The following is an 18089-nucleotide window of genomic DNA, read 5'->3' as shown; positions in this document are numbered from 1 at the left end:
CTTGTAAATGCGATCGCCTTTTTCCTAAGTACCGATACAATAAGAGACTGCACTTTAGTTAAAAATTACAACCCATTATGTCTCGCATATGTCAGTTGACAGGCAAAAAAGCCAATAACGCCTTTGCTATCTCTCACTCTCACCGCCGCACCAAAAAGCTCCAAGAATCCAACCTGCAATGGAAACGTATTTGGTGGAGTCAAGGAAATCGCTGGGTAAGACTCAAGCTTTCCACTAAAGCAATCAAAACTTTAAACAGTAGAGGTATAGCAGCAATGGCAAAAGAAGCCGGAATCAACCTCAATCATTATTAAGTTATCGCTACTTGGGGCTAATGGTGTATGCTCCTACTTGTGCAACCATTAGCCCTAATTCATAAATTAGCTCTAGCAAGTAATTTTATAGCGGTTCGCACTTGAGTGCAGTACACCTTAAGCATGACCTCACAGTAATTAAATCCTAAAGCTGTACTTTATCGGAATGAGAACTGCTGTAAATTAGCTCCCGTGCGTTACTTTTTTGCTCGGTTTTGGGTAAGCTAATCTCAACAAGATATTCATAATTATTTTTTAATTGCAAAATTAAGTTGCCGCCTAAAACATACGTATTTTTAGAGCGAAAATCTATGTTGCCAGTAATAACACGCAAGTCGTCGTAGCAGTCAATATAATAAAACTGGTATTTATCCCATATTTAACAAAGGTTTTAACTGCTAAAAAAATAGTTAGACAGTTAGTTATTTCCATTTACAAAAGTATAAAAACTTATAACAACACTTAGTTTTATTGAGTTTAAGGCTTTACCGCGCATTGCATTAACATTTTTCTCATTATTAACAGCAAAACATTCCAATTTTTAGTAGGAAAGCAGTCATGTCACCTTATAAGCGAGTTAAGCCCAAGCAAAATCTAATTAAAAAAATTTGGAAGCTATTTAGCATTTTTTATAAGTGGTCAATAAAAGCATTTCTGCGTAACTTGTTTGTTGTAGGTAAAAAACGTCGTTTTTCCAAGGCTGGCTTTGTGTTGCCAACAACTGTCTTGGTTTTATTGGTTGCAACCTTGGTAGTTAGTGCTTTATTGTTTCGTACTTTAAATCGTACAACTCAAGTGATCGGCGAACGCGAACAAAAAGTTATTTATAATACAGCAACACCAGCCATTGACCGTGCTAAAGCAAAGATAGAGTACCTGTTCAAAAAAGACCCCCGTTTGCCTAGTGGAGTACCTTCAAGTGAGGTGCTGTTGAGCATGATGCTAAATGATGGCAGTAGTGGGATTACGAAGGATACTACAGGAGATACTTATACTTTTCCTCTTGAGACACGCTTGGACTTAAACCAAGATGATACGCCAGACAACGCTTGGGTTTTTCAAAATGACATCAATGGCGATGGAAAGATAGATGATAAAGATCCAAAAATTGCTTACTCCATTCTGCTTAATACCGAATTTGTCACTGGCACAAGTGCTGTAAATATTAACAGTACAGATCAACAAAAAGCTAACAACCTAATTGTTCGCAACGGTCCTATTGCTGGTTCCATAGCTAGTTCACCTAACTGTGTAACTGGAAGTCGAATACCAGAAAAAGGTTGGTATCCGGTTAACAATACAAGTTTGCGTAAAAATTTTCAGGTTGACGCTTTTGTCGTTAATAATAATGCTGTCAACAGAACTGTGACCACTCTTGAGTTACAGCAAGATAGACAAGTAGATCGCGGTAATAAGTGGGGCGTTTGGTTTCGTAATGACTTAGAAATCTTTCCAGGTCCTAGCTTCAATACCAACGGAGCTATGCACACAGAGGGCAACCTAATTGTAGGTGGCAACCAGTCTCTCGGAAGCGATCAAAGCCAGCGCTTGACTAGCTATATGCTCAGTTCCTACAATTCCTGTTTCTATACTCAGGACGCTTCGGAAGTTACTGTTGCTAAAACCGATAATTATGAAGGACAAATCGTCTCAGGTCGCATTAACAATAATTCATTTGGGGATGAATCAACTTTCCACCTATTCAATGGGTTAGGACAAGCGCCAGTTACTAACACCAATACTAAACTGAATAAAGATACAGATTCGATCGCACAAAGTTCAGGTAGCTTAATTGAAGATATTTCTCTAGATCCAGTAGCACTATTTACGAACAATGAATCTAAGCACCGTAAATTAACTTCTTGGTCAAGGGATACCAACTGGACAAATAGAGATTTGGTCGCAAAGAAACGAATTTTCAACAATACTTCACCTCAGCCTTACGTTGATGATACATATCGGGCTGATAACCGCTATGGACCTAAACCTAGCTACAGTAGTGTTTTAGGAATACCAAGCGGAAGCAAAATTGGGGATGAAATCGCTGCTACTGGGAGTGTAACTGCTGATAATGTAAATAAGCTCACAAACGACAACCCTCCAAACTCAGAAGATGTTGGTTTAGATGGTTATTGGGAACGCCGCGCCCGTGCAGATGGACTGCGGATAATCGTAGGACAAAGGCTAGAGTTAGGCAATACCTTCGGCTGGGGTGCAACAGGCACAGATCCACTTAATCCTCCTATTGCAACAGCTACCAACGAACAGCGACAGCAGCGAACGCTGCGTGACAACATAGCAGCAGTTCAAGCTACAGCTATTTATCACCGCGAAAAAAATGGCGGCTATTTCCCAACTGCATTTTTAGCAACAACGGCTCACCCAGGAACATCTGAGAGTATTAAGCAAAGCGCAACTTTTAGAAACGAAAGTCTGACAAATACTCTTAATATTGATTTTTTAGGTAGTACAGCAGTGGATATTGATGGAGATGGTCTTCAGGATACTACCTTCAGCCAAGGAACTAATGGATGGGAATTTGAGGTAGTGCCAGGAGCAGGAGAAAGTGAATCTACCTTTGCAAGTTTGGTTAACAGTAGCACAAGTTCCCTGAGAAAAGCTTTAACTAACTTAGCTTATTTTGCAGGCGATCCTGATGGTGCTTTTCCAGCATTTCAAGAAACGCAAGGTTCAAAAATTGTTCACCCCTTTCCTGAGTTAACTATGTGGGGGAATTATTCTAATCTGCGGCGAGTCATCCGCAAGTTGGATGCAGGTACAACTTATAGCAATCTCAGTATTGCAGATAAATCTACTCTTCATACGGCTGCTGGCACTTTAGGTATGTTGGCATATAATATTCAAAATTACAAAGACATTTATACTGCTATTGCATCTGATAATGGCAGTTCAGGTCTAGGGGCTTTGGGTACACAGCTATTTCAACTTGTAGACGGTACAGCTAGTAATGGCAATGGAGAGATAGGCAAAGGAGCTAACGGTCTTTGTGACTTTAATAATACTACACCCACTACAACGGATAATTGCCCAGCATTCGTCAATAGCAATGCCTCTCCTTACGATCCTAGTTATTACCAACAATTTACAGGAGCAGATTACTTTAAAGCCTTCAAGAATAATCCTGGCTTGGGTAATAATGCAACTGGAAGAGAGTTAATCCAAAGAGCGACTCTTTTGTTGACATTATTTCAAACAGATCGCGATCGCACCTTTGGCTTTACTTCAAGAAGTTTAAATGGTCAACCTGGTATTGAGTTACCTGAAGTGAAGGTACCAGGTGAAGGAGATTTCAAATTCAAAGTTGGATGTAGTAGCTCGGAAATTAATCAACTTAAAGCGGATTTAGGCGTAAACCCAGAAAAGCAGCTAACAGGATTAGCCTTAGCTTTATGCTCTTTGGGAGATCAGCCTAAGTATCCATCGCTTTATTACCTGTTTCCTAAAGTTAATCACGACCATGATGGTAATAATGATATACCTACTGGCGGTAATAACCATACACAGCCCAACACAGAACCATATATTGGTGACCTACAGGATCTAAATGGAAATGGGGTAACGACTGAGCTAAACCAGTACATTACACAAACCAGTGTTAATGGTACCTACAATTATCAAGTCCTTAGTACAGCAAATCCTGACGATTTTTCAGGAATTCTACTCAGACCAAAGACTCAAAACCTGACAGCAGGATGTACCGATACTAACTGGTGTTTGCCAACAGCTACTTCTGGAACCGTCTTCACTAATGCACCAAACAAAATCACGTTACCAAATGGCAGTCAAGCTGCAATTCCTTTTTTAGATACTGCCCTCTCCAATGGTCGGGAAATGATGAATGTGCGGGTACTCAACATTGACCTCGATATGCTGCGGAGAAATAAGGTTGTAAATGACACCTGGCTACCTGCTGGTGAAGGTCTTGTCTATGCTTTTCGTGAAGATGCAGTGCGGGAAGATGACATTGCTCGACCACGTTCTGTTACTGGCTCGCCATCTGCTGCTTGGACTACTTACGCAAGCGCTCCAACAACTGCTAGCTACCGCATGAATGTCAATACTCCTCAAGACCCACCAATAAATAGCAACAATGGTATCAGCCCTAAAGCCGTTGACTACTACGCCGACCCAGACCGCCGCCCTTACGGTTTCCGTCTCAGAAATGGGGCAAGTGTAAGACGTGTTGGTGTCACATCTGACAAAGGTTTAGCCTTTATTTCTGATAATCCTGTCTACATTCAGGGCAATTTAAACCTGCATAGTACAGATGAAACTACTAACAATCTAATTGAAGAGTTTACTCAAAAGCTTGGCGATGATTGGAGTAATAACCCTAACTTCTACACTGGTCGTACAAATCTAGAGCCTAGGTTTGCTGTCCCCGCTCAAGATACTTGGCGACCCGTTGAAATTTTGGCTGATGGGGTTACAATTCTTTCGGGCAATTACCTAGATGGCAACGTCGAGGACACCTTTACTAAACCACTTCCTACACCTACCTCATTAGCTAGCATCAGTAATACTTCTTATCAAAACCAAAACCGTCCCTTAACACAGGTTAGCGCTAGTGGATCTGTAAGATATTGGGTTCGTGAAGACTTTAATGTCAGCAACACTTTACCCGTTATGGTTTCTAAGAACGGTTATCCCCTATATTGCCGAGTTGCTGCTGTTCCTTGTCCGTCAGCTAACATACGGGAGTATGGCAACGAGCCGTCTGGTGAAACAAAGCTGGCATACCGTCCATTTTCTGAAACTAATATTAACAGAAACAAGGATTTGTTCTTAGCATCTGAAACTCGTGTTAATGCCATTATTGTTAGCGGTCTTGTACCTTCACGGGCTGGGCAGTCATACGGAGGACTCCACAACTTCCCTCGTTTTAATGAAGACTGGGGTAATGGCAATAATAAAAGGAACCTATACATTTCTGGCGCTTTCTTGCAGTTGAATTTTAGTACCTCCGCCACTGGTTCTTTTGATCAAGATGCTTGGGAGCCAAGTTCATTGCCCAGCACTAGCAACGAATACATAGGATATTACAACCCACCCAACCGTCGCTGGGGTTATGACGTAGGACTGCAATACGCCCCAGCCGGACCTGCTGCCAAACGCTTTGTCACCAGTGGCAATACTCGTAGTGAGTTCTACCGCGAGTTACCAGTAGAAGACCCATACATCAAAAAGTTACGCTGTGCTACTTTTACCCCATTAGGGTCAAGTAAGCCAACAAAAATCGATCCTATTGCTGCCTGTTCCTAACCCTAACTTTAAGGAGACAAAAAAGTGCTGGCTCTATTCCGCCAAATTTATCTAATGCCGTCAAATTCTCACGGTCATACTTTAGCAAAGCCATCCCCAGTCAAAAGTTCAGAGCAGGGGCTAACTATAGTAGAGTGCTTGGTAGCAATGGTAGTCGCCTCTGTAACGCTTGCGTTCATAGCACCTCCAGTTCTTTTAGCTGTAGCTACTCGCGTGCAAAATCAAAGGGCTGAACAAGCTTTTCAACTAGCGCAAGCTGAAGTTGATAGAGTACGAGTCATGCTAGAACGAGGCGATTATCAGGACTCAGATTTACCTAAAGCTCCCACAACTCCACCTACAGGCGGCATTAGCAAGACAGAGGCTCCAAATAGTAGCAGTAGCGGATATACAGACAATCGAGCTGATATGACCGTTACTAAAGGTTTAAGAGTAGATGTGAATCGAGATGGCATTTACGACTTTGTAGTTCAAACTTTCCGAGACGCGGGAGAGGCAATCAATAACACAGACACTAGGCGTATCACTTTTCAGATGGGAGTAAGAGTTTACAGCTATAGGGCGTTTGAAAGTTCCCGAACTCTAGGAACTGAGCCTGCTCCTTTAACTTTTACATCAGGAGAAGGATCTCAAGGACAACGCCCTTTGTCTGTCCTCTATACTCAGCTTACGCGGAGTGACTTAAAAGAATCTTTTGACAAGTATAAGGAAGTGTTAACACCACCTAGTCCTTAAGCAAAATTGACTTTTTCTTTAGTTGCTAAAAACAGAACCTCTAGCCGAACCAGTAGTGAAATTTCTCAAGTTAAGCTAAAAAAAATACAATGAGTACAAGATTTTTTAACCTATTATTAAGTCGGTTCGAGCTTTCTTCGGGGAAATATAAAGCTGGAGGGTTTACTCTTGTAGAACTTTTAGTATCAATCATAATGGCAGGGATTATTGTGTCGAGTCTGCTTTACATGGTTGTACAGTTACTACAAACCGACCAACAAGAGTCTGCGCGCAATCAAACTCAAGCCGATATGCAAACAGCACTAGACTATATAGCTTCAGACTTGCGAGAAGCAGTGTACGTCTACGACGATCTTGACAAAATTAAAGATTATCTTCCAGCCTTTAATACAGCATATCAGCCAATTTTGGCTTTCTGGAAGTCTGAGTCTATCAATCAACAAAGTCAAACTCTTCCTACTGCTGCTACTTGTAATAGTTTTACAGACGCGCTCAAAAAAGATGAATGTAATTCTCTTAGGAACAGGCAAAATACATATACCCTAATAGTCTACTTGCAAGCAAGAAATAGCCCGACTTCAACAACATGGCAAGGAAAATCTGTAATTAGACGGTATCAATTACGTAAATACATAAGTGTAAATACTTTAGCTCTATCTACAGGATATGTAGACCCTGCTCAACAAACTACTAATTTTAAAAATTGGCCCAAAGACGGTGCAGGTAATAACTTGCAAAGTTCTCGCCCTATAGCACCAAGCAACATTCCGGCTTTAGTTGATTTTGTAGACGATCCTGATAATCGTGCTTTTAACGATCCTGATAATAATTCTAATTCCTGCGCTCCCCCTAAATATAAACGTACTCCAACCACAAGTACCAGTCGCAATAACAGCTTTTTTGCTTATGTCAGAACTGAAGCAGATACCCTTGGATTCAATCAGGACGTATGTCTTTTTCTAAGGGGCAATCCTACAACAAATAATGGGGGAATTATCAATGTGAGTAATAATTTGCTGCCAACTTTACAAACCCAAGTGATAACTCGTGGAGTTATTGATAAAGTACCTCCGCAATAGCGAGCGCTAAAATTACCTGATAAATAGGACAAAAATAGAATGAATAAGAAGCCAATTATCCCAAACCAATCCATATCAGGATTTACCCTGATAGAAATGCTAGTTGTTATTATTATTGTTGGGATTTTGGCAGCGATCGCAGGTCCTAGCTATATAGGTTTAATCAATCGACAGCGCTTAACTAATGCTCAAGAGCAAGTTTTAACAGCTATGCAAAGCGCCCAAGCTAATGCTAGAAAAGAAAAAACTCCTTGGGAAACTTGCTTTCGTGATGACAGCACCAAAGTTTTATGGGCTATTCGTGCTGTACCTGTAAATAATCCTACTGTTAGTTGCAGCCAAGCTACAAATTGGCAAACTCTGGGTGGAGAAAATAGTAGAACTATTGCTATAAATACGACTAATACAACTTTGAATAATACAAGTCAGACTGGTTACTATCGAATGCAGTTTGAATATAATGGCAGTGTTAATCCATCATCATTAAGCAAAATTACTTTAATAGTACGCAATGAACCTAATGGTATTAAACGCTGCGTAATTATATCTACTATACTAGGCGCACTTCGTAGGGATAAAGATGCTAAATGTATTAGTAGTAGTATTACCGATGACTAATTTTGTTAGTATAATTTTTTGAAAAATAAATAGCTTACTTAAGTAAGCATGAAACCTAAATAAGTAAGCTACTCATTCACTATTTTCCTTTGTACCAAAGGTTTATTGCACTTAAAGCTGCTTCACTTCAGCCACCAGCTTTGCCACCATATCTTTAGCGCTACCAAACAGCATCGTAGTTTTATCTTTGTAGAACAACTCATTGTCTACACCTGCAAAACCCGTACTCATGCCGCGCTTAATTACAATTGTCTGTTTAGCCTTATCTACTTCCAAAATCGGCATCCCATAAATTGGACTAGCGGTATCTTGACGGGCGGCGGGATTGACTACATCATTTGCGCCAATTACTAAAGCTACATCGGTTTGTTCAAACTGAGGATTGATATCATCCATATCCGATAACTGAGGATAAGGCACATTTGCCTCTGCTAGTAATACGTTCATATGCCCCGGCATCCGCCCCGCCACAGGGTGAATTGCATACTTGACATCTACACCCATCCGCTCCAATTGATCGGCTAGTTCGCGCACGCTATGCTGTGCCTGAGCTACTGCCATACCGTAGCCAGGAACAATTACAACCGAACGAGCATAACCTAGCATCATTGCACCTTCTTCGGGGTCAATACTGCGGACATTTTTATCGGTCGCTGTTGCGCCTGAACCACCACTTGCTACTCCGCCACCGCCAAACGCGCCGAATAGAACGCTAAATAACGAGCGATTCATCGCCTTACACATAATCTGAGTCAAAATCAACCCAGATGCGCCTACCAGTGCGCCAGCGACGATTAGCATATTATTCATAACCACAAAGCCCGCCGCACTCGCCGCTACTCCCGATAAAGAGTTCAACAGCGAAATTACTACAGGCATATCGCCGCCACCGATGGGAATAACAAACAGTACCCCTAGTAGCAACGACACCGCCACTACACCAAGAAATAAAGGTACACTTTCCGGCGTTACCAATAAGTAACCGCTACCCACTACAAACCCAATTAGCAACAAAATATTTACTGGTTGCTGCAAAGGAAAAGTAATCGGTGAACCGCTAATTAAGCCTTGCAATTTAGCAAAAGCTACCATACTGCCTGTAAAGGTGACACCACCAATAAATACATCTAGCAGCATAGAAATATTGGCATCTAAGCCTATAGCTTCGCCATTGCCAATTAGCCGCCAAAACTCAGCCACCGCTACTAGCGCCGAAGCTAAACCCCCCAAACCGTTCAATAAACCTACCATTTGGGGCATTTCGGTCATAGCAACTCTTTGGGCTGCGATCGCACCGATCAGCGAACCAATCGCCAAACCCACCAAAATCATCTCATAATTCAATACTTGCCGATCTAGCAGCGTTGCGGCGACAGCAATCAACATTCCCCCCGAAGCTAATAAGTTACCATTACGAGCCGTAGCAGGCGAACCTAGTTGTTTTAAACCGATGATAAATAAAGACACCGCCACTAAATAAGTTAGCTGTATCCCTGTTGGCAAAAAATCGCTCACGCTTTAACCTCTTTTTTCTTAAACATTTGCAACATCCGGTCAGTAACCAAAAATCCACCTACTACGTTGATAGTTGCTAGTACCACCGCAATCAAACCCAAAATTACGCTGACATTCACATCTCTACTCCCAGAGACAAGTAACGCGCCAATTACGGCAATTCCCGAAATAGCGTTAGCCCCAGACATCAAAGGAGTATGCAAGGTTGGCGGAACCTTATTAATTACTTCAAAGCCAACAAAAGATGCTAAAACGAATACGAACAAGGCAGCAATTAATGCTTCAGTCAAAGTTATAAGTCTCCTAATTAAAAACTAATTGCCCACCGTTGCACTAGCAGCAGTTAAAGCATCACGGACTCTTTGATTGCGAATCTCTCCCCCGTGGGTAATGCAAGCGGAGTCAACTATATCGTCCGCAAAATCAAGGTTGATAGCGTTGTCTTTGACCAAATACTGCACCAAAGTAGCCAAGTTTTTGGAGTACATTTGGCTAGCATGGACGGGCATGGAAGAAGGTAAGTTAATCGTGCCAATAATTGTAACTCCGTGCCACTGTACGTCCTTTCCGGGTTCAGTACGGGCGCAATTTCCACCTTGTTCGGCAGCCAAATCGACAATCACCGATCCCGGCTTCATTTGCGCTACCATTTCCTCGGTGACAAGTAGCGGGGCTTTTTTACCCTGAACTTGCGCCGTTGTAATTACCACATCTGATTGCTTGATGTGTTCGGCGACTACTTCTTGGGTGCGCGCTCTGGCATCGGCGGAGATTTCTTTAGCATAGCCTCCGGCGGCTACCGTTTCCTCATTTAGCTGCACTTCGACAAACTTTGCACCCAAGCTTTGTACTTCTTCCTTGACGGCGGGACGAATATCAAAAGCCTCAACCACTGCTCCCAATCTCCGCGCTGTAGCGATCGCTTGTAACCCTGCTACCCCTGCTCCCATAATAAATACTTTGGCTGGGGCGATCGTTCCCGCCGCCGTTGTCAACATGGGGAAGTATTTAGGTAAAGCCGCCGCCGCAATTAGTACCGACTTATAACCTGCTACCGATGCTTGGGACGATAAAGCATCCATGCTTTGCGCTCTACTGCTACGCGGTATGAGTTCAATTGCAAAGGCTGTAACTTTTTTCTCTGCTAATTTTTGGGCTATTTCCGGCGCTCCCAAGGGGTTGAGAAAGGCAATCAATACTGCCCCTTCCTTGAGCAGATCAATTTCCTGTCGTCCATCTTCTCGCTCTTGGGGTAAACCAACTTTGAGCAAAATATCCGCTTCGCCCCAAATCGCCGCACTATCGGCTACAACCTTCGCTCCGGCTGCTTCGTAAGCTGCATCTGTAAAAAAAGAGCGATCGCCCGCACCCGTTTCTACCCATACTTCTAAACCTTTTTTCACCAATCGCGCCACTGTTTCAGGTATCAAAGCAACGCGACGTTCGCCGACTTCAATTTCTTTGGCAACCGCTATTCTCATCTCATCTCCTTAAATCGGGAAAACTTTATTTGCCAGGGTTAAATATCTTGATGTTTTTTAATTATCGGCTTTCTGGCAGTGACAGCAATACTTTGTGCCTTTGACTAATTAAGTTAGACACCCATTGAGCAATTTCCTTATTTTGTCTAAAAGTCGCACATTTTGCCAATCTTAGGTCTATATCTAACTTAGAAATCTTTGTCTTTAGAATTTCATCTTTGGTTTACTAAGGCGATCGCGCATTTTTAGATTATTTGCAACTTTGCTCTGGATAATTTAGCCTACTTAGCTTCAGTTTGGGCGATGTTTTTTTTCAAATTTGATAACAAAATTTCTTAATGCCAAACTAACGTTACTGGTTCTTTAGCCGCTTACGCCCTGTCATGGCTACCGTTAAACTTAATTAAAGGCACTTTTTTAATAACTATTACGTCTAACTTGGTTAACCAAGTAGTAAATTATAAGTACAAAAACTTACTCTAAACCAATGTTTGCCCAAAAAAATTCTATGCGCCGCTTCCTTTCTGCCTTAGCTGTTACCAGTTGTTTAGTTGCTGGGTTTCCGGCGCTTATTTCGGCTCAAAGCTTACCTGGCTTCACCATTTTTAGTGGTGTTAAGCGCGAGAATCAATTGCCCTTTAGACTAGATTTTGGCGGACAAGCTGGGGGCTGGGATCGCTATCGGCTGAGGATTCCACCAAAACAGTTGAAATTAGCCGTAGCTCAATTTTCTATCTCTTATCCTGATTACTACAAAGGGGTTTTTGATGCTGAAAAAGTTGAAATTCGCGTCAAAGGCAAAGCCGTACCTCTAAGAGAAGTAGTTTGGAATAGAGAAAATCGAGCTTTAGAAATTTTCCCCCAAGAGCCAGTACCCGCAGGTAGCAGAGTAGAGTTAGTTCTTTCTAACGTCAAAAATCCAGGATTTGGCGGTACTTACTATTTCAATTGTCAAATCCTCTCCCCTGGTGATGTGCCACTCCTACGTTATGTCGGTACTTGGATTGTCAGCATTTCTTAGCCATTTTAGTGGTATCATAGTAGATTGTGACTTTTTGACTAAAATTTAGGGCATAAGTAATGAAACGGACATTGGGCGGTACTTCCCGTAAAAGAAAGAGAACCTCTGGTTTTCGCGCTCGGATGCGTAACCCAGATGGACAAAATGTAATTAGCGCTCGTCGTCGCAAAGGGCGCTATCGCCTCAGCGTTTCCTAAAGCGAATTAGCCAAATCAAAAGTGGCTTTACCAAAAGTAAATCGACTCAAAAATCGGCACGACTTCCAAATATTATTTAGGGAAGGAAACCGCCTAAAAAGCTCTCATTTAACTTTGAGAGCTTTACGTCTGCAAACAAATCCAGCCGGAGCGGTTGCAGGCGCTACTCGTATTGGTATTTCTATCAGTACAAAAGTTAGCAAGCACGCCGTAATTCGCAATCGCATTAAGCGGCAAATTCGGGCGGCATTTCGTTCGTTGTTACCGCAAATAACCCCAGGATGGAGCTTAGTTGTGGTAGTACAACCCCAAGCTGTGACGAGTAAGTGCGATTATCAACAATTTCTGCAAGAATTAGAGCAGTTATTGGCAAAAGCAGAGGTCATAAATGGGCATTCGTGAAGATGTTTACTACGAGGGTGGTCCTCACGTAGGAGAATTGATATTTGGTTTGATTGTGGGGTTGACAATTGTTGCCTTACCTTTGACTGTAGGCGCGATTGTGCGGGCTTTGTGGCTGCGCTACCGGATTACAAACCGCCGCATTACCATTACTGGGGGTTGGATGGGGCGCGATCGCACGGATATTATTTATTCAGAAATCGTCAAAATTGCCAAAGTTCCCCGTGGGCTAGGCGCTTGGGGAGATATGGTACTCACTCTTAGAGATGGTAGCCGTTTGGAACTCCGAGCCGTACCAAAGTTTCGGGAGGTTTACGAATACATTAACGATAAAGTAGCCCTAAAAAATCCTAAAGTAAGTGCAACTGTAGAGAACTAAACTCTAGCTTGGGTTGTCTATAAGATTGGCTCAAATTTCACAGAGCCGATCGTCACCAAAAAACTTATACGGTAAACGCTACCCGTAAATATATTCCAGTATCGGATAAATTGGATTTAGACAAATTAACATATTTTAGGTTAAGTTCACATAAATGGATTTTGGTATAGGGTTTCTCTCTAACAACGTGATGCTGCCGATCCTAGATTTTTTCTACGGGATCGTGCCAAGCTATGGACTAGCAATTGTCGCGTTAACGCTAGTAATTCGCTTTGCGCTTTATCCTCTAAGCGCCGGATCGATTCGCAATATGCGGCGCACGAGAGTTACTCAACCGTTGATGCAAAAACGAGTTAAAGAACTTCAAGAGCGCTACAAAGACAATCCGACCAAATTGCAAGAAGAAATGAGCGGTGTCTATAAGGAATTTGGCAATCCTTTGGCTGGCTGCTTGCCTGTGGTCGTGCAAATGCCCGTACTATTTGCTTTATTTGCAACTTTGCGCGGTTCACCATTCTCGGACATTAATTACAATATCAACTTGCAAATTTTGCCTCAAGAGCAAATCGAGCGAGTCCAACCCCAGGCTTTTACAACTCCACCACAAAATATTTACATTGCCGATGGAGTCCACGCACCAATTATTGCCGTTTTGCCTGGTGGAAATAATCTAGGCGTAGGCGAAAAGACAAAGGTTGAATTTCAAACGGTAGAAGGCAAAACTTTAACAGCCCTAGAAGCCGAGCATCCCGATACTAGCCTTGTACCTACTTTAAAAGTAACTAAAGGTGAAGATCGAGTCGAAATTGATGCCAACGGCAATATAAAAGCCCTAGCACCGGGAGAAGCAACAATTCAAGGCACAATTCCAGGACTAGCCAGCAATAAAGGCTTTTTGTTTATTGATGCCTTGGGCAGAGTCGGCGCTTTTGATGATGATGGGACAATCCACTGGGATATTGTCGGCATGATTCTCGGCTTTGGTTTGAGCTTGTATTTGAGTCAAACTCTATCGGGGCAGGGATCTACAGGTGGCAACCCCCAGCAAGAAACAGTAAATAAAATCACGCCAATTATTTTTTCGGGGATGTTTTTATTTTTCCCACTTCCGGCGGGAGTGCTGATGTATATGTTGATTGCCAATATATTTCAAACATTGCAAACTGCGATCGTTTCCCGCGAACCTTTGCCGGAAAACTTGCAAAAAATTGTCGAAGCAGATGCAAAAGTAGCCGAGGCTAAAGATAGGGAATCACTACCCTTTGAGCCAAATCGTTCTAAGAAAAAAGCTTCGGGTTAAATAATGACTGATAGTGCAATGGAGCGGGGTCAGCAGTGGTTAAAAACGCTGCTGCAATTATCTGGAATATCTGCGGATGTGAAAGCAGAAGTAGAAAACAATCCGATTAGCGGACACAAACCAGGGGAGGAGCCAGTAAATAGCTACTGGTTGACTATTGACCAAACAAAATTGAGTAACGAGCAAATAGAAACTTTGACAGGTTCCCAAGGCTCGGTATTAGACGGCATTCAATACCTAGCTAATGCCAGCTTAAACTTGAACCAAAACGAACCAGCAGGCTTCTATATCATCGAGTTGAACGGCTACCGAGCTAAAAGGCAAGCGGAGCTAAAAGCGATCGCTAGTGCTGCCGCCGAGCAGGTACGAGCCTCGGCGGAGGAAGTAGAAATTAAATCTTTATCCTCCGCCGAGCGCAGGCAAATTCACACAATTTTGCAAGAGTATCCAGAGTTAGAAACTTTTAGTCGTGGCAAAGAGCCGCACCGTCATCTTGTCGTCAGGCGACTAGGGGAAGGTGAGTCTCATAACCCTGAATAAAAAAATTTAATTTTTGCCACAATCAAAGTAAACGATACTTAAAATTAAGTTCATTGAGGGCAAGGCAAACTTCCTATGGAGGCAATTTATATTCCCCAACTGACAAAAGCACCAGAGAAAACTGAGGTAGTACCAGTACAAGAATTTATTGCTGGTTTAGACACCTTAACTCCGGTGCGCGGTCAGGTCAAAGTTCAGCATCAGGGCAATTATTTAGAGGTGTCGGGTAAAGCAGAAACAATCGTTACCCTGACTTGTCATCGTTGCTTGCAGCAATACAATCATCGATTGAGTGTGGATACTTCAGAAATGATTTGGTTAGATGAAAGCGCTAGTCTTCCCTACGAAGGTGCGATAGATAAAGAAGTCGCTGTAGAAGACTTGATCGAAACTTTACCGCCTCAAGGCTACTTTAATCCTGGCGAATGGCTATACGAACAGTTGTGCTTGGAAATGCCCCAAAAGCAGCTATGCGAAAATGATTGCGCGGGCATACCTGCCGATAATAGTAATACCGAAAAAGTAGGTGATCGCCGTTGGGCTTCATTGGAATCATTAAAAAAGCAATTACCCTAAAATATTCTCGCCTTGTTTATGAGCTTCCGCAATGAATTTGAACTGCTCCTACGCGCCCGTTATCCTTTAATTTACGTTCCCACTTACGAGGAAGAACGAGTAGAAGTAGTAATTAAAGAAGAATCTCAACGTCAGGGTAATCGAAGTGTATATACTTGGGACTTTGTAGACGGCTACCAAGGAAATCCCAACGATGCAGGATTTGGTCGGCGCAACCCCTTGCAAGCTTTGGAATTTGTCGAAAAACTCCCCGCCAGCGCCGCCGCCGTCTTTGTATTGCGAGACTTTCACCGCTTTTTAGAAGACGTATCGGTGTCGCGCAAACTCCGCAATTTAGCGAAATTGCTCAAATCTCAGCCGAAAAACGTAGTCATACTATCGCCAAAACTTGCCATTCCCGAAGACTTAGGCGAAGTGCTGACGGTGCTGGAGTTTCCTTTACCCGCGCCGTCAGAAATTAAAGTCGAAATTGAGCGCTTATTAGTGGCTACAGGGCAATCAATCGGCACAAAATTATTAGATGAATTAGTCCGCTCCTGTCAAGGGCTATCAATGGAGCGGATTCGCCGGGTACTAGCAAGAGCGATCGCAACTCACGGACAATTGCAGCCGGAAGATGTGGAATTGGTTTTAGAAGAAAAGCGCCAAACTATCCGCCAAACTCAAATATTAGACTTTTATCCCACTACCGAAAAAATTTCTGATATCGGCGGCTTAGACAACCTTAAAGACTGGTTGCTGAGGCGGGGTGGTGGGTTTACCGAAAAAGCCAGAGCCTACGGTTTACCCTACCCGCGTGGGCTGCTCCTGGTCGGAATTCAAGGTACGGGGAAATCGCTTACAGCTAAAGCGATCGCACATCATTGGCATTTGCCGCTACTAAGGCTAGATGTAGGGCGCTTGTTTGCAAGTTTGGTAGGGGAATCTGAGTCTCGTACCCGGCAGATGGTACAGGTAGCTGAAGCCCTTGCGCCTTGCATTTTGTGGATTGATGAAATTGATAAAGCATTTTCGGGACTAAATAGTAAAGGCGATGCTGGTACTTCTAGCCGCGTCTTTGGCACGTTTATCACTTGGTTAGCAGAAAAGACATCTCCGGTATTTGTCGTGGCTACAGCTAACGATATTCAAGCGCTACCGCCAGAAATGTTACGCAAGGGGCGGTTTGATGAAATATTTTTTGTCGGCTTACCCAGTCAAGAAGAAAGAAAAGAAATTTTTACAGTCCATTTATCGAGATTGCGATCGCACAACTTAAAAAGTTACGATCTCCAGCGCCTAGCCTACGAAACTCCCGACTTTTCTGGCGCGGAAATCGAGCAAACTTTGGTGGAAGCTATGCACATCGGTTTTAGCCAAAACCGCGACTTTACCAGCGACGATATTTTAGAATCTGCAAGTCAAATTATCCCTCTAGCCCGCACTGCTACCGAGCAAATTCAATTTTTACAAGAATGGGCAAAAGCAGGCAAAGCTCGTTTAGCATCAAAACACAGTCCGTTAAGCGATCGCATTGGGCGACAATTGCCGTAATTGATGTCCAGTTTGGTAGTAAGATTGACCCTTGATTGCAGGAGGTAAGAGTAATGAGGTGGTCGTCAGGTTTAGTTAAATTAGCCCTTGGAGTGATAATTGCGATCGCTTTGTTGATTAGCAGTAGCGTTGCTTTGGCATTAATATTTATCAACCGCTCCTCCTCACCTCCACCAAAGCCGATTTTTGCTAATGATAGCAGTGCCGTCAAAAAAACAGCAAATAAATCTCAACCGAAAACTTCTACCCCTGTCACTAATCAAAAACCCGCCCCCAAGAGCAAGCCTTCACCTTTAGCTTCTGGTAGTTATCCAGCAAGGGTTACATGGAATCAAGGTTTAAGCTTGCGCGCTGAACCAAATTTAGAAGCAGAACGTATTGGCAGTTTAGATTACAACCAACCAGTTGTAGTTTTAGAACAAAGCCAAGACGAAAAATGGCAGCGTGTCCGTTTAGCCGATAGCGATTTGGAAGGGTGGGTAAAAGCAGGTAATACCGAGCGAGTACAACCAGAATAAATGGGGCGAATAGTTTTATCCGCTTATTGCCCAAGATTTATTTAGCTATAAGCAAGTGGGTTTAACTAATCAATATTACTCCCTACAAAGGCATTAATGCCCTTTGACAGGTGGGACACACCGCATGAATCGCCAACTGGCAATCTAACAAGTGATAACCTTCCTTTTCCGCCGTTTTACTACCTACTTTTAAAATTGAATCATTTTTAAATTCAATGGTTTTATTGCACCGGACGCAAATTAAATGATGGTGGTGATGGGGATAAGGTTGGTTTATTTCGTAATGTTTATGCCCTTCGCCCAACTCTAGTTCTCGCAAAATGCCCATCCTAGCCATCAACTTCAAAGTTCGGTAGATGGTAGATAGGCTAATACCTTTTGCTTGCTCTTTAGTCTCTAATTGATGGTACAGATCCTCGGCGCTGAGATGTTCTCCTTCAGGAAGTTCTTGAAAAACGTGCAGTATAGTTTCTCGTTGAGGAGTCAACCGCCAGCCGCGATCGTGGAGTTCTGCTTTGAGGGAGCCAGCCGTGTAAACAGTCATAACGACATTCTCAAGAAAGCTGTGTAGTTGCTAATTGTAATAAATTTTCGGAGC

18 protein-coding genes are annotated in these 18089 nt (G+C 42.8%); 14 read left to right on the top strand and 4 right to left on the bottom strand.

The genetic code is table 11. The annotated features are described in order from the left end of the window. The first annotated feature begins 77 nt into the window (after positions 1–77). The 5 genes from rpmB to AC2VE5_RS05055 all read left to right on the top strand — a co-directional run bounded on the left by rpmB (position 78) and on the right by AC2VE5_RS05055 (position 8029). The gene (gene rpmB, locus AC2VE5_RS05075; protein ID WP_486886689.1) at positions 78–314 is read left to right on the top strand and encodes a 50S ribosomal protein L28; all 237 of its coding nucleotides are present in this window, start codon (positions 78–80) and stop codon (positions 312–314) included. Positions 315–872: 558 nt separating this feature from the next. Beyond that, positions 873–5597, top strand: a complete 4725-nt coding sequence (hpsA, locus tag AC2VE5_RS05070; protein ID WP_486886688.1) for a hormogonium polysaccharide biosynthesis protein HpsA — start codon at positions 873–875, stop codon at positions 5595–5597. Between the two features lie 24 nt (positions 5598–5621). Next, positions 5622–6332 carry a hypothetical protein gene (locus AC2VE5_RS05065; protein ID WP_486886687.1) on the top strand — a complete coding sequence of 237 codons (711 nt, stop codon included), beginning with the start codon at positions 5622–5624 and terminating at the stop codon, positions 6330–6332. Positions 6333–6421: 89 nt separating this feature from the next. Next, the gene (locus tag AC2VE5_RS05060; protein ID WP_486886686.1) at positions 6422–7411 is read left to right on the top strand and encodes a PulJ/GspJ family protein; all 990 of its coding nucleotides are present in this window, start codon (positions 6422–6424) and stop codon (positions 7409–7411) included. A 39-nt stretch (positions 7412–7450) separates the two neighbouring features. After that, positions 7451–8029, top strand: coding sequence for a pilus assembly FimT family protein (locus AC2VE5_RS05055; RefSeq protein ID WP_486886685.1), 579 nt, complete (start codon positions 7451–7453; stop codon positions 8027–8029). A 111-nt stretch (positions 8030–8140) separates the two neighbouring features. Here the strand turns inward: AC2VE5_RS05055 and AC2VE5_RS05050 are convergent, their stop codons facing one another. The 3 genes from AC2VE5_RS05050 to AC2VE5_RS05040 are packed head-to-tail and all read right to left on the bottom strand — an operon-like array spanning position 8141 to position 11025. Continuing rightward, positions 8141–9544: an NAD(P)(+) transhydrogenase (Re/Si-specific) subunit beta gene (locus AC2VE5_RS05050; protein WP_486886684.1), complete on the bottom strand. Its 1404-nt coding sequence runs from the start codon at positions 9542–9544 to the stop codon at positions 8141–8143. Further along, positions 9541–9834 (bottom strand): NAD(P) transhydrogenase subunit alpha part 2, encoded by a 294-nt coding sequence (locus AC2VE5_RS05045; protein ID WP_486886683.1) that lies wholly within the window; start codon positions 9832–9834, stop codon positions 9541–9543. The genes AC2VE5_RS05050 and AC2VE5_RS05045 overlap by 4 nt, the downstream gene beginning before the upstream one ends. A 24-nt stretch (positions 9835–9858) precedes the next feature. After that, entirely contained in the window at positions 9859–11025 is a 1167-nt protein-coding gene (locus AC2VE5_RS05040) for a Re/Si-specific NAD(P)(+) transhydrogenase subunit alpha (RefSeq protein ID WP_486886682.1), read from the bottom strand. A gap of 508 nt (positions 11026–11533) precedes the next feature. Here AC2VE5_RS05040 and AC2VE5_RS05035 point away from each other — a divergent pair. The 9 genes from AC2VE5_RS05035 to AC2VE5_RS04995 all read left to right on the top strand — a co-directional run bounded on the left by AC2VE5_RS05035 (position 11534) and on the right by AC2VE5_RS04995 (position 17491). Next, entirely contained in the window at positions 11534–12046 is a 513-nt protein-coding gene (locus tag AC2VE5_RS05035; protein ID WP_486886743.1) for a DUF2808 domain-containing protein, read from the top strand. A 59-nt stretch (positions 12047–12105) separates the two neighbouring features. Next, on the top strand, positions 12106–12243 hold the full coding sequence (gene rpmH, locus AC2VE5_RS05030) for a 50S ribosomal protein L34 (RefSeq protein ID WP_106367673.1): 138 nt from the start codon (positions 12106–12108) through the stop codon (positions 12241–12243). 21 nt (positions 12244–12264) lie between these two features. Then, complete coding sequence (gene rnpA / locus AC2VE5_RS05025) at positions 12265–12645, top strand: ribonuclease P protein component (RefSeq protein ID WP_486886681.1); 381 nt, start codon at positions 12265–12267, stop codon at positions 12643–12645. After that, entirely contained in the window at positions 12632–13024 is a 393-nt protein-coding gene (locus tag AC2VE5_RS05020; protein WP_486886680.1) for a PH domain-containing protein, read from the top strand. Before rnpA ends, AC2VE5_RS05020 begins: the two co-directional genes overlap by 14 nt. Positions 13025–13178: 154 nt before the next feature. After that, positions 13179–14324 (top strand): membrane protein insertase YidC, encoded by a 1146-nt coding sequence (gene yidC, locus AC2VE5_RS05015; RefSeq protein ID WP_486886679.1) that lies wholly within the window; start codon positions 13179–13181, stop codon positions 14322–14324. Continuing rightward, a complete protein-coding gene (locus AC2VE5_RS05010) occupies positions 14325–14864 on the top strand; it encodes a Jag family protein (RefSeq protein ID WP_486886742.1) in 540 nt (179 codons plus the stop codon). A gap of 75 nt (positions 14865–14939) precedes the next feature. Then, positions 14940–15440: a YceD family protein gene (locus AC2VE5_RS05005; protein WP_486886678.1), complete on the top strand. Its 501-nt coding sequence runs from the start codon at positions 14940–14942 to the stop codon at positions 15438–15440. Positions 15441–15458: 18 nt separating this feature from the next. Next, positions 15459–16973: an AAA family ATPase gene (locus tag AC2VE5_RS05000; protein ID WP_486886677.1), complete on the top strand. Its 1515-nt coding sequence runs from the start codon at positions 15459–15461 to the stop codon at positions 16971–16973. Between the two features lie 53 nt (positions 16974–17026). Further along, positions 17027–17491, top strand: a complete 465-nt coding sequence (locus AC2VE5_RS04995; RefSeq protein WP_486886676.1) for an SH3 domain-containing protein — start codon at positions 17027–17029, stop codon at positions 17489–17491. A gap of 82 nt (positions 17492–17573) precedes the next feature. Here the strand turns inward: AC2VE5_RS04995 and AC2VE5_RS04990 are convergent, their stop codons facing one another. Continuing rightward, positions 17574–18035, bottom strand: a complete 462-nt coding sequence (locus AC2VE5_RS04990) for a Fur family transcriptional regulator (RefSeq protein ID WP_486886675.1) — start codon at positions 18033–18035, stop codon at positions 17574–17576. Positions 18036–18089: the final 54 nt, after the last annotated feature.

It is taken from the genome of Aliterella sp. E5.1 (assembly GCF_057473825.1).
The sequence above is the reverse complement of the archived record's forward strand: the minus strand, read 5'-3'. Positions and strand labels throughout refer to the sequence as shown.

Bases quoted from the DNA above. Each gene is read 5' to 3' on its own strand.
- rpmB (WP_486886689.1), top strand. From the start codon at position 78: ATGTCTCGCATATGTCAGTTGACAGGCAAAAAAGCCAATAACGCCTTT.
- hpsA (WP_486886688.1), top strand. From the start codon at position 873: ATGTCACCTTATAAGCGAGTTAAGCCCAAGCAAAATCTAATTAAAAAA.
- AC2VE5_RS05060 (WP_486886686.1), top strand. From the start codon at position 6,422: ATGAGTACAAGATTTTTTAACCTATTATTAAGTCGGTTCGAGCTTTCT.
- AC2VE5_RS05055 (WP_486886685.1), top strand. From the start codon at position 7,451: ATGAATAAGAAGCCAATTATCCCAAACCAATCCATATCAGGATTTACC.
- AC2VE5_RS05040 (WP_486886682.1), bottom strand. From the start codon at position 11,025: ATGAGAATAGCGGTTGCCAAAGAAATTGAAGTCGGCGAACGTCGCGTT.
- AC2VE5_RS05035 (WP_486886743.1), top strand. From the start codon at position 11,534: ATGCGCCGCTTCCTTTCTGCCTTAGCTGTTACCAGTTGTTTAGTTGCT.
- rpmH (WP_106367673.1), top strand. From the start codon at position 12,106: ATGAAACGGACATTGGGCGGTACTTCCCGTAAAAGAAAGAGAACCTCT.
- AC2VE5_RS05020 (WP_486886680.1), top strand. From the start codon at position 12,632: ATGGGCATTCGTGAAGATGTTTACTACGAGGGTGGTCCTCACGTAGGA.
- yidC (WP_486886679.1), top strand. From the start codon at position 13,179: ATGGATTTTGGTATAGGGTTTCTCTCTAACAACGTGATGCTGCCGATC.
- AC2VE5_RS05005 (WP_486886678.1), top strand. From the start codon at position 14,940: ATGGAGGCAATTTATATTCCCCAACTGACAAAAGCACCAGAGAAAACT.
- AC2VE5_RS05000 (WP_486886677.1), top strand. From the start codon at position 15,459: ATGAGCTTCCGCAATGAATTTGAACTGCTCCTACGCGCCCGTTATCCT.
- AC2VE5_RS04995 (WP_486886676.1), top strand. From the start codon at position 17,027: ATGAGGTGGTCGTCAGGTTTAGTTAAATTAGCCCTTGGAGTGATAATT.
- AC2VE5_RS04990 (WP_486886675.1), bottom strand. From the start codon at position 18,035: ATGACTGTTTACACGGCTGGCTCCCTCAAAGCAGAACTCCACGATCGC.